Annotated in this window: 9 protein-coding genes and 1 riboswitch; of the genes, 3 read left to right on the top strand and 6 right to left on the bottom strand. The window is 68.4% G+C overall.

Translation table 11 applies throughout. The features are described from left to right. From EFK10_RS01320 to EFK10_RS01300, 5 genes are all read right to left on the bottom strand, one after another. A partial coding sequence (locus EFK10_RS01320) for an ATP-binding cassette domain-containing protein (RefSeq protein ID WP_127353946.1) occupies window positions 1–387 on the bottom strand: 387 nt, incomplete at its 3' end. Beyond that, window positions 384–1,226: an ABC transporter permease gene (locus tag EFK10_RS01315; RefSeq protein WP_127353945.1), complete on the bottom strand. Its 843-nt coding sequence runs from the start codon at window positions 1,224–1,226 to the stop codon at window positions 384–386. The genes EFK10_RS01315 and EFK10_RS01320, both read right to left, overlap by 4 nt. Beyond that, window positions 1,223–2,188, bottom strand: coding sequence for an ABC transporter permease (locus EFK10_RS01310; RefSeq protein WP_127353944.1), 966 nt, complete (start codon window positions 2,186–2,188; stop codon window positions 1,223–1,225). The genes EFK10_RS01315 and EFK10_RS01310 overlap by 4 nt, the downstream gene beginning before the upstream one ends. 98 nt (window positions 2,189–2,286) lie before the next feature. Then, a complete protein-coding gene (locus EFK10_RS01305) occupies window positions 2,287–3,816 on the bottom strand; it encodes an ABC transporter substrate-binding protein (RefSeq protein WP_206305258.1) in 1,530 nt (509 codons plus the stop codon). A 70-nt stretch (window positions 3,817–3,886) separates the two neighbouring features. Then, a complete protein-coding gene (locus EFK10_RS01300; protein WP_127353943.1) occupies window positions 3,887–4,618 on the bottom strand; it encodes a DUF1684 domain-containing protein in 732 nt (243 codons plus the stop codon). Window positions 4,619–4,914: 296 nt separating this feature from the next. Between EFK10_RS01300 and EFK10_RS46880 the strand changes: the two genes are divergently transcribed. Then, window positions 4,915–5,448, top strand: a complete 534-nt coding sequence (locus EFK10_RS46880; RefSeq protein WP_164835756.1) for a helix-turn-helix domain-containing protein — start codon at window positions 4,915–4,917, stop codon at window positions 5,446–5,448. Between the two features lie 116 nt (window positions 5,449–5,564). Continuing rightward, window positions 5,565–5,673: riboswitch (SAM riboswitch) on the bottom strand. Window positions 5,674–6,093: 420 nt separating this feature from the next. Here EFK10_RS46880 and EFK10_RS01295 read toward each other — a convergent pair. Further along, window positions 6,094–6,231 carry a hypothetical protein gene (locus EFK10_RS01295; RefSeq protein ID WP_240676907.1) on the bottom strand — a complete coding sequence of 46 codons (138 nt, stop codon included), beginning with the start codon at window positions 6,229–6,231 and terminating at the stop codon, window positions 6,094–6,096. 194 nt (window positions 6,232–6,425) lie between these two features. Here EFK10_RS01295 and EFK10_RS01290 point away from each other — a divergent pair, with 194 nt between their 5' ends. Further along, window positions 6,426–8,081 (top strand): NAD-dependent malic enzyme, encoded by a 1,656-nt coding sequence (locus tag EFK10_RS01290; protein WP_240676906.1) that lies wholly within the window; start codon window positions 6,426–6,428, stop codon window positions 8,079–8,081. After that, window positions 8,078–9,541 (top strand): class II fumarate hydratase, encoded by a 1,464-nt coding sequence (gene fumC / locus EFK10_RS01285; RefSeq protein ID WP_127353941.1) that lies wholly within the window; start codon window positions 8,078–8,080, stop codon window positions 9,539–9,541. The genes EFK10_RS01290 and fumC overlap by 4 nt, the downstream gene beginning before the upstream one ends. Window positions 9,542–9,665 lie beyond the last annotated feature (124 nt).

The following is a 9,665-nucleotide window of genomic DNA, read 5'->3' as shown; positions in this document are numbered from 1 at the left end:
GCGCAGCGCCGGGCCGCGCAGCCCGCGTCGGCGGCGCAGCGGCTCGGCGATCTGGCGGCCGACCCGCATCAACGGGTCGAGCGCGGTCAGCGGCTCCTGGAAGACCACCGCGGCCGCGCGACCGCGCAGCCGAGCCAGCCTGCGCTCGGGCGCGCCGATCACCTCGGTGCGGGGCAGGCCCGGCGCGTCGAGTACGACGCTGCCGGTGGCGGCGGTGCCGGTCGGCAGCAGGCCCATCACCGCCAGGGTGGTCAGCGACTTTCCGGAGCCGGACTCGCCGATCAGGCCGAGCCGGGTGCCGGGCTCGATCGAGAACGACACGTCGCGGATCAGGGCCCGGCCGCCGGGGCCGTGCACGGTCAGTCCTTTGACGTCGAGGACGTTCATCGGCTCCTCCGCCGGGTCGGGTCCAGGGTGTCGCGCAGTCCGTCCGCGATCATGTTGACCCCTACGACCAGCACGACCAGCAGCACACCGGGGGCGATGGCGCCGGTGGGCGCGGTGAGCACGGTGGCCTGGGCCTCCTGGAGCATCCGCCCCCAGGACTCGTTCGGTGGCGGGGCGCCCAGGCCGAGGAACGACAGGCTCGCCTCGGCCAGCACGGCGAGGCCGAACTGCAGGGCGAGGTTGACCGCCAGGGTTCCCCAGATGTTGGGCAGCACATGCCCGGTGATCACCCGGGGCCAGGAGGTGCCGGAGGTGCGGGCGGCCGTGATGTAGTCCTGGGTCAGCACCCGCTTGACCAGCACCCGGGTCAGCCGGGCCACCACCGCGGTCATGGCCAGGCCGATAGCGATCACGGCGGAGCCCAGCGACGCAGACCGGGCCGCCACCACCAGCATCGCCAGCAGCAGGGTGGGGAAGGCGATCAGGATGTCCAGCAGGGCTGCGACCAGGTCGTCCAGCCAGCGCGAGGCGAAGCCGGCGGCCAGTCCGAGCGGGACGCCGAGCACCGCGCCGATGGCCACCGCGCCCACGCCGGATTCCAGTGCGATCCGGGCGCCGATCATCAGCTGGGTCAGCAGGTCGCGGCCCAGCTTGTCGGTGCCGAGCAGATGGGGCAGCCCCGGCGGCATCAGCCGGCCGCCCGAGGTGTCGTCCGGAGCGTACGGCACCCAGGCCAGGGAGAGCAGCCCGACCGCGACGATCAGCCCGGCCAGCACGCAGCCGGTGACCAGCGTCCAGGACCGGCGGGGGCGGGTCTGCCGGGTAGCCGGGGCGCTCACCGGGCACCGCCGGAGAGCCGGCCGCGCAGTCGCGGGTCGATCAGCCGCTGCACCAGGTCGGCGAGGAAGCCGATGACCAGCACCGCGAAGGTGCTGACGAAGAGCACGCCCTGGATGGTCGGGTAGTCGTGCTGGGCCACCGCCTGGGAGAGCAGGCTGCCGAGGCCCGGCAGTGCGAAGACGGTCTCCACCACGACGGCGCCCAGCAGCGTGGTGGCCAGCTCGATGCCCAGGATGGAGATTACCGGGGCGGCGCCGTTGCGCAGGCCGTGCCGCCACATCGCGCCGGTGAAGGAGGAGCCGAGCGCCCGCGCGGTCCGCAAGTAGTCGCTGCCGAGGACGTCCAGGGTGGCGGAGCGGACGTACCGGATCAACGAGGCGGACATCACCAAGGCCACCGTGATCACGGGAAGCACCAGCGAGTCGGCCGCCGCGCCGGGGTCGGACCAGCCGTCCTGCGGGAACCCGCCGGCCGGCAGCCAGCCCAGCCGCAGCGCGAAGAAGGTGATCAGGATCATGCCGACCCAGAAGACCGGCACCGCGATGCCCAGTTGGGAGATCCCGCTCAGCAGCGACCCGTACCAGGTGCGCGACCGGTGCGCCGCCACGAAGCCGACCGGGAGGGCGATCACCAGGGAGAGCAGGAAGGAGAGCAAGGTCAGCGGCACGGTGACGTTCAGCCGGGAGGCGATCTCCGGGCCGACCGGGAGCGAGCTGACGAAGGAGTCGCCGAGGTGGAAGGTGGCCAGCTGGTGCAGCCACTGGACGAACTGATCCGGCAACGGGCGGTCCGAGCCGATCTGGTGGCGTGCGGCGGCGATCTGCTCCGGGCTGGCGCCGACCGACAGCAGTGCGTTGGCCGGATCACCGGGGAGCAGGCGCAGCAGCAGGAACAGCACCACGCTGGCCATCAGCAGGGAGAGGACCAGGAAGGCCAGCCGCCGCAGGATGTAGGTAGTCATCAGGCAACCGATTCAGTGGGGCGGTGGTGCCGTCGCGGCGTCCCCCGCCGCGGCGGTGGGGGACGCCGCGACGGGGGCGCCGAGGCGGGGGACAGCCGTCAGCTCTTTTTGATGCCGTAGGCGTAGAACTGGGAGTTGAGGCCGTTGAGTGGGTAGCCCGACAGCTTGGAACTGGCCACCACGATCTGCGGGTAGAGGTAGAGCCAGTCGCTGGCCGCGTCCTCGGCGATCTGGGTGTTGACCTTCTTCAGCAGCGCGGTCTGCTGGGTGGTGGTGCTGGCCTGCTCTGCCTGGTTCACCCAGTTGGTGACCTGCTTGTTGTCGTAGCCCCAGTAGAAGTCCGGGTTGCCGTACCAGACGACGTCGCGATCGTTGACGTGCTCTTGGAGCGTCGCGGTGAAGTCGTGGTTCTGGTAGACCTTGGTGTACCAGGTGTCCGGTGTGATCACATTGATGTCGACCGTGATGCCGACCTTGGCCAGCTCGGACTTGATGAAGGCGGCGGCGGTCGGGTGCGGGTCGTAGTTGGGCGTGTCCAGGGTGAATCGGAAGCCCTTCGCGTAACCAGCCTGCGCCAACTCCTTCTTGGCCAGCGCCACGTCGTACGGGTTGACCTTGGTGAGGTCCTCGTACCAGGGGTCGGTCGGCGGGACCATGGAGCCGATCAGGGTGCCGTAGTCGCCCCAGATCGACTGGAGCAGCTTCTTGTTGTCAATCGCGGAGGTGACGGCCTTGCGCACCAAGGTGTTGTTGAACGGCTTGACCCGGTCGTTGAAGGCCAGCAGCAACTTGGTGGTGGAGTGGCCGTCGTTGACCCTGTAGTTCGCGTTGTTCTTGAACTGTTGCAGCGCGTCCGGGCTCTGTTCGCTGGTCACCACGTCCACGGCGTTGGTCAGCAGCGCGTTGTTGAGGGCGGTCGCGTCCTTGAAGTACGTGAACACGACCTTGCCGTTGGTCGCGGGGGTGCCCCAGTAGCCGGCGTAGCGCACCAGGCTCAGCACGGAGCCGTGGGTCCACTTGTCCAGCTTGTAGGGGCCGGTGCCGTCCTCGGTGGTCTTCAGGTCCTTGGCCGTGGAGTCGATGATCCACACATAGCTGAGGTTGTAGACGAAGGAGATCGACTTGGACGAGAGGGTCACCCGGACCGTGTGGACGTCGGGGGTGGCGATGCTCTTGATCATGGCAAAGCTGCTCTTGCGGGCGGCTTGTGAGGTGGCGCTGGTCACCTTCTCGATGCTGTACTTCACATCCGCCGAGGTGAGCGGCTTGCCGGAGTGGAACTTCACGCCGCTGCGCAGCGTGAAGGTGTAGGTGAGGCCGTCCGGGCTGACGGTGTAGCCGGTGGCCAGCTGGTTCTGGACTTTGCCGTCGTCGGTGAGCTTGAACAGGCCCTCGTAGACGTTTCCGTTGAGCGCCTCGGTGACCCCCTGGCCGCCGCCGGCGGTGTTGTCGAGGTTCTGCGGCTCGTAGAGCGACCCGATGGATATGGTCGCGTTGCGGTCGTACGATCCGGCGGCGGACGTCGAGGAACCGCCGTTGGCGTGAGCTCCGGAGCCGCAGGCCGTGAGGGCGAGGGAGAGCGCGACCGCCAGGGCGCCGCCGAGCAGCGGTGCCGTCTTTCTTCTCACTTCGTTACTCCTGGGTCAGTGGCCGGCCCGCCTGGAACGGGGCGGCGGGCCGGCGGTGTGGTGGGTGGACTCAGTGCACTGCGTAGCCGTCGCGGAATACCGGGAGCTTCTCGCCGGCCTCGACCGGCAGGTGGAAGCGGTTCTGCCGCGGCGGCAGTGGACAGTTGTACTGAGCGGAGAAGCCACACGGCGGTACGAAGGAGCGGTTGAAGTCGAGCATGACGGTCTCGCTGTCCGGAAGACGGGGGATGAGGAGGAAGCGACCGGCGCCGTAGGTGGTGGTGCCGTTGGTCGGGTCTGCGAAGACCAGGAGCAGCGTGCCGTCGTCGTCGAACGCGTCCAGCGCGTACTCGACGCCGTCGAGGGTGAGGTGGATGTCTCCTGGGACCAGCAGGTCACGGGTGTCCCCGTGGTCGCGGATGTGCTCGAACGCCACCCGGCGGCCGGTCGGGACGGGGGTGAATGTGGCCTCGATCACCCAGTCCGGGTCGAACGGGAAGGTGTCGATCGATGAGAAGTGCTGGATGGCCGGGGCGTTGGCATCCCAGAAACGGAGGGCGTGCTCGGGCTCGCCGGTGAGGATGTCGGTCCGCCGCACCGCGGTGATGGTCACCCCGTCGGGCTGCCAGGCACGTGCCTCCGCCACTGGGGCCGGCTGTCCGCCGGGCAGCCAGCGGGTCTCGACGAGGGCCAGGTTGCCGGTGGTTGCCGTGACGGCGGCCAGCCGGGAGGCGTGCCAGGCGTCCCAGCCGGCCCGTGCGGCGTCGACGGTCTGCGCTGAGGCGCGGGAGGTTACGGGCATGCGTGGCTCGCTCGGTCGTCGCAGGCGGGGCTTGGCCGGGCGGCCCGTCCCCGGGTGAATGGCTCCGGCCGATCGTACATATGGAGGATTGTCGAAGAATATGTGTACCAATACGTGAGACAGGAATACTGCATTCCGGATCGCCCCGCTGCGGCCCGCCCGCCCGGCGCCGTGCCGCTTCCGCCGCTCGGCCAGGGGGACGTGATCGAGGACCTCGCGCCGAAGCGTCCCGATCACGCGCTCGCAGTGTGCATTCATCCGCGGGGACCGCGGCGCCGTTCCAGGGGGAGGGGACTGTGACCGGCTCGTACGTCGCCGCTGCCCTCGGCCTGCTTTGCCCCGACTTCAGCGGACAGCGGGTGTTGGTGCACGACACGCCGGAGCTCCTGACCCGGCTCGCATTCCGGCTGCTCGCCGAGCTTCTGTGGGGCAACGGACGGGTGGTCTCCCGCAAGGAACTGCGGTGCACCGTATCCGCCGCCAGTTCGGCCCTGCGGCCGCCCGGACTGCTGACCACCGAGTGGGGTGTCGGCTTCCGGCTGCGTGCTGCCCCCGCGCCGTACCCGGCCGAGGCCCGCGCTCACACGACGGTGACCGGATGCCGTACGACGGCGTCGATCTTCTCCTGGTTGGTGCCGGCGCCCACCACTTGTGGGGAGGCTCCATGGGGACAGCCCGTCGGGAGAGATTGCTGCCCAAGAGGCATCGGCCGGACGGGAGTTGACACACCACCGCTACCGCAGGCAGGCGTGGATCAGGAAGTTGTCAGCCTTGACGAGGGGTGCCCGCAGCGGCGGTACACAGGCCGCTGGTACACAGGGCACTGCTGACGCGGAGCAGGTCGACGCACCGGTTCAGGTACGCCGAGGCGCGACCGTGGCGCCGCCATGCGGCCATCCCCGGACCTGCGTACATCTCCGCCACCGTCACCATTCTGCCGCACCGGGCCTCGCGCTTACCGAATGTCCTTCGGTCCGGTCGTCACCTGGGGCACCCCACCGCGATGCGAGGGTTGCCGGCCAGCAAGCCAGGGCTTGTTGCTGACACTCATGACCATTCTGCGCCGTAAGGTAGACATGCGCCGGGTGAAAAGTCAACGTGCGACCGAGTGCTGGTACCGACCGACGAGCCCCCGGCAGCGCGCTGTGAGACGGCGCACTGCCTTCTTGACGACGTCCCAGAGCCTCACGACACTGTTGGGGACGGTCACGATAGTCAGCGCCCACTGCGCAGCGCAGTTCAGGCCCGGAAATTCTTCGCGATCTCCAACCCGGCCTCTCCCATCACGAGTTCGCACCAACCGCCCCCCACACCGCTTCCACGGCCGCGTATGGCGTCGACTCCGCCGGCGGGTTCTATCCGGCACCACACCACCTTCAGGTGTACCTCTCGCCGGGCTGTCCGCTCTCGCTGAGCGTCTCCATCACCCTCGACCTGCTCGAACTCAGGGACTCGGTCACCACAACCCTCCTCGCTCACGCCGACGAGACACCCATGGCCACGGCCGCCGGGAGGCTGACGGCTGCGGCAGCGAGCGCGGACAGGCCGAGGCCGCTTTGCAGGAACATGGTCAGCACCAGCATTCCGGCCATCGACGAGCCGAACTGCGCCATGGCGATAGCCGTACCAAGCGAGTACGGGGCCGAGCGCACCAGCGGCCGTTGTAGCGAGACACTCAGGGCGGCGCTCACGGGGCCTGTCCGCGGCCTGTTCCAGTGGCGCCGCCTGGGGGAGCGGGTCAAGTATGGAAGTGGGGGTTGGGGTCGATCGAGTCCATGATGATGCCCGTGGAGGAGTTCTTATGCCGATGCATACGCCTCCCGTCCTGCTCGATCCGCTGGCCGATCGCGGTACTGCTTTCACGGCCGAGGAGCGTGAGCGCCTCGGACTGGTGGGCCGGCTGCCCGACGCCGTGCTCACCCTTGACCAGCAGGCAATTCGTGCCTACGAGCAGTTGCAGGAAGAGCCGACCGATCTGGCGAAGTTCATCAACCTCGAGCAGGTGCACGACCGCAATGAGGTGCTGTACTACCGGCTGCTACAAGATCACCTTGCCGAGTTGCTGCCGGTCGTCTACGACCCGACCGTAGGTGAGGCGATCAAGCGGTACAGCCACGAGTACCGGCGCCCTCGCGGGGTGTTCTTGTCCATCGACCGGCCGCAGGATGTGCGCCGCTCGTTCGAGGCACTTCAGCTCCACCGGGACGAGGTGGACCTGGTGGTGGTCACCGACGCCGAGGAGATCCTGGGGATCGGCGACTGGGGTGTGCAGGGCATCCAGATCTCGGTGGGCAAGCTCGCCGTCTACACCGCTGCGGCCGGACTGCATCCCGGCCGCTGCCTGCCGGTGGTCATGGACGTCGGTACCGACAACGAGAACCTGCTGAATGATCCCCTCTACCTGGGCGTGCGCCACAGCCGGGTACGCGGGAAGCAGTACGACGCGTTCATCGAGACTTACCTGGAGACCGTCTCAGAGCTGTATCCGAACGCGCTGCTGCATTTCGAGGACTTCGGGCCGGGCAACGCCCGCCGCATCCTGGAGACCTACGGGGATCGCTATCGCATGTTCAACGACGACATGCAGGGCACCGGGGCGATCACCCTGGCCGCTGCGGTGTCGGCCTTGAAGATCACCGGACAATCCTTCCGTGACCAGCGTGTCGTGGTGTTCGGCGCCGGCACGGCCGGGGTGGGCATTGCCGACCAGCTGCGTGATGCGATGGTCCGCGACGGGCTGGACCCCAAGGAGGCCACCCGTCGGGTGTGGCTGGTCGACAAGCAGGGTCTGCTGGTCGAGGGCATGCCGGACCTGCGCGACTACCAGGCGCCCTACGCACGGCCCGCCGCGGAGGTGCAGAGCTGGGCGGACGGCAGGATCGACCTGCTGACCACCGTCCGGCACGTCCACCCCACCATGCTGATCGGCACCTCGACCACGCCGGGCGCCTTCGACAAGGACGTGGTCACCGCGATGGCCGAGCACGTCGACCGGCCCGTCATCTTCCCGCTGTCCAACCCCACCGAGAAGATCGAGGCCATGCCGGCCGACCTGCTGGCCTGGACCGACGGCAGGGTCCTGACGGCGACGGGTATCCCGGTCGACCCGGTCGAGTACGGCGGAGTGCGCCACGTCATCGGGCAGGCCAACAACGCGCTGCTCTACCCCGGTGTGGGTCTGGGCACCGTCGTCGCCGGGGCTGCACGGCTCACCGCCGGGATGCTGCTCGCCGCTGCGGAGGCGGTGGCCGGGCAGGTCGACGCCAGGGCCCCCGGCGCGCCGCTGCTGCCGCCGGTGGCGAATCTGCGCGCTTCCTCGGCGACGGTAGCCGTGGCGGTAGTCCGGGCGGCCGTCCAGGACAAGGTCGCCACCCGCCAGCCGGCCGATCTGGTCCAGGCCGTGCAGGACACCATGTGGCAGCCGGTCTATGGACCGCTGTCGGAGAAGGAGGCGTCGCCATGACCTCCGGGCACCAGCACGCCGCCACCGAGCAGCCACCGAAGGTGCGGGACGTCCCGATCGGCATCGACGCCACTGGCACCCGCCGCGAAACGGACTCGATGGGCGCCATCGAGGTGCCCGCCGACCGGTACTGGGGTGCCCAGACGCAGCGGTCCCTGATCCACTTCTCCATCGGGGACGACCGCATGCCCAAGGCCGTCTACCACGCGTACGGTTACGTCAAGAAGGCCGCCGCGCTTGTCAACGGGCGCGAGGGCCGCCTGCCGGGCTGGCAGGCCGACTTGATCGCGCGTGTCGCCGACGAGGTGATCTCCGGCGCGTTGGACGACCACTTCCCGCTGTACGTATGGCAGACCGGGTCCGGCACGCAGAGCAACATGAACGTCAACGAGGTCATCAGTAACCGGGCGATCCAGCTGGTCGGCGGCACACTGGGGTCCAAGACACCGGTCCACCCCAACGACCACGTCAACATGGGCCAGTCCTCCAACGACACCTTCCCCACCGCGATGCACATTGCCGCCGTCCGCCAGATCCACGAGCACCTGCTCCCGAAGGTGAGGGACCTTCAACATGCCGTGGAAGCCAAGTCCCAAGCGTGGCGGGACATCATCAAGATCGGCCGCACTCACTTGGAGGACGCCGTCCCGCTGTCCGTAGGCCAGGAGTGGTCCGGCTACGCCGCCCAGATTTCCGACGCCATCGACCGCATCGAGGCAACCCGGCCGGGTCTGTACGAGCTGGCCGTCGGCGGGACCGCGGTCGGCACCGGTCTCAACGCCCCCGAGGGCTTCGGTGCCCAGGTGGCACAGGAGATCGCACAGCTAACCGCCTACCCATTCCACACGGCGTCCAACTCCTTTGCCGCCCAAGGCAGCCTGGATGCCGTGGTGGGGGCCTCGGCCGGCCTGAGGGCTCTCGCCGTGCCGCTGATGAAGGTTGCCAACGACATCCGCTGGCTCGCCTCCGGCCCCCGCTGCGGCATCAGTGAACTCGCCCTGCCTGCCAATGAGCCGGGCAGCTCCATCATGCCCGGCAAGGTCAACCCAACCCAGTGCGAAGCGATGGTCATGGTGTGCATCCAAGTCCTGGCCGAGGACAGCGCCATCGCCTTCGCCGGCACCCAGGGCAACTTCGAACTCAACGCCATGCGGCCCGTCATCATCAACAACTTCCTGCACTCCGCCCGCATTCTCGGAGACGCCAGCGAGAAGCTGCGCACCTACTGCATCGAAGGCACCGAACTGCACCGCCAGCAGATCGACGACTACCTCGCCCGCTCCCTGATGCTCGTCACCGCGCTCTCGCCGGAAATCGGCTACGACAAAGCCAGCCAGATCGCACACAAGGCGGACGACGAGGGCACCACATTGCGTGAAGCCGCCCTCGCCACCGGCTACATCACCGCACAGGACTTCGACCGGATCGTCGACCCCAAGAAAATGGTCCACCTCAACTAGTAGTGTGTCGCTGCTTAGCTATGGCATATCTGGTTGGGAGGTTAGTGTCTGGCAGATTCCTTCCCCTTTCGCCAGACAGGACTGTTGTCGTGGGTTCGCAGAAGAAGTGGCCGGTCAGGTTGAC

The organism is Streptomyces soli (assembly GCF_003999195.1).
GTDB lineage: Bacteria > Actinomycetota > Actinomycetes > Streptomycetales > Streptomycetaceae > Actinacidiphila > Actinacidiphila soli.
This window is presented reverse-complemented; position numbering and strand designations above follow the sequence as displayed.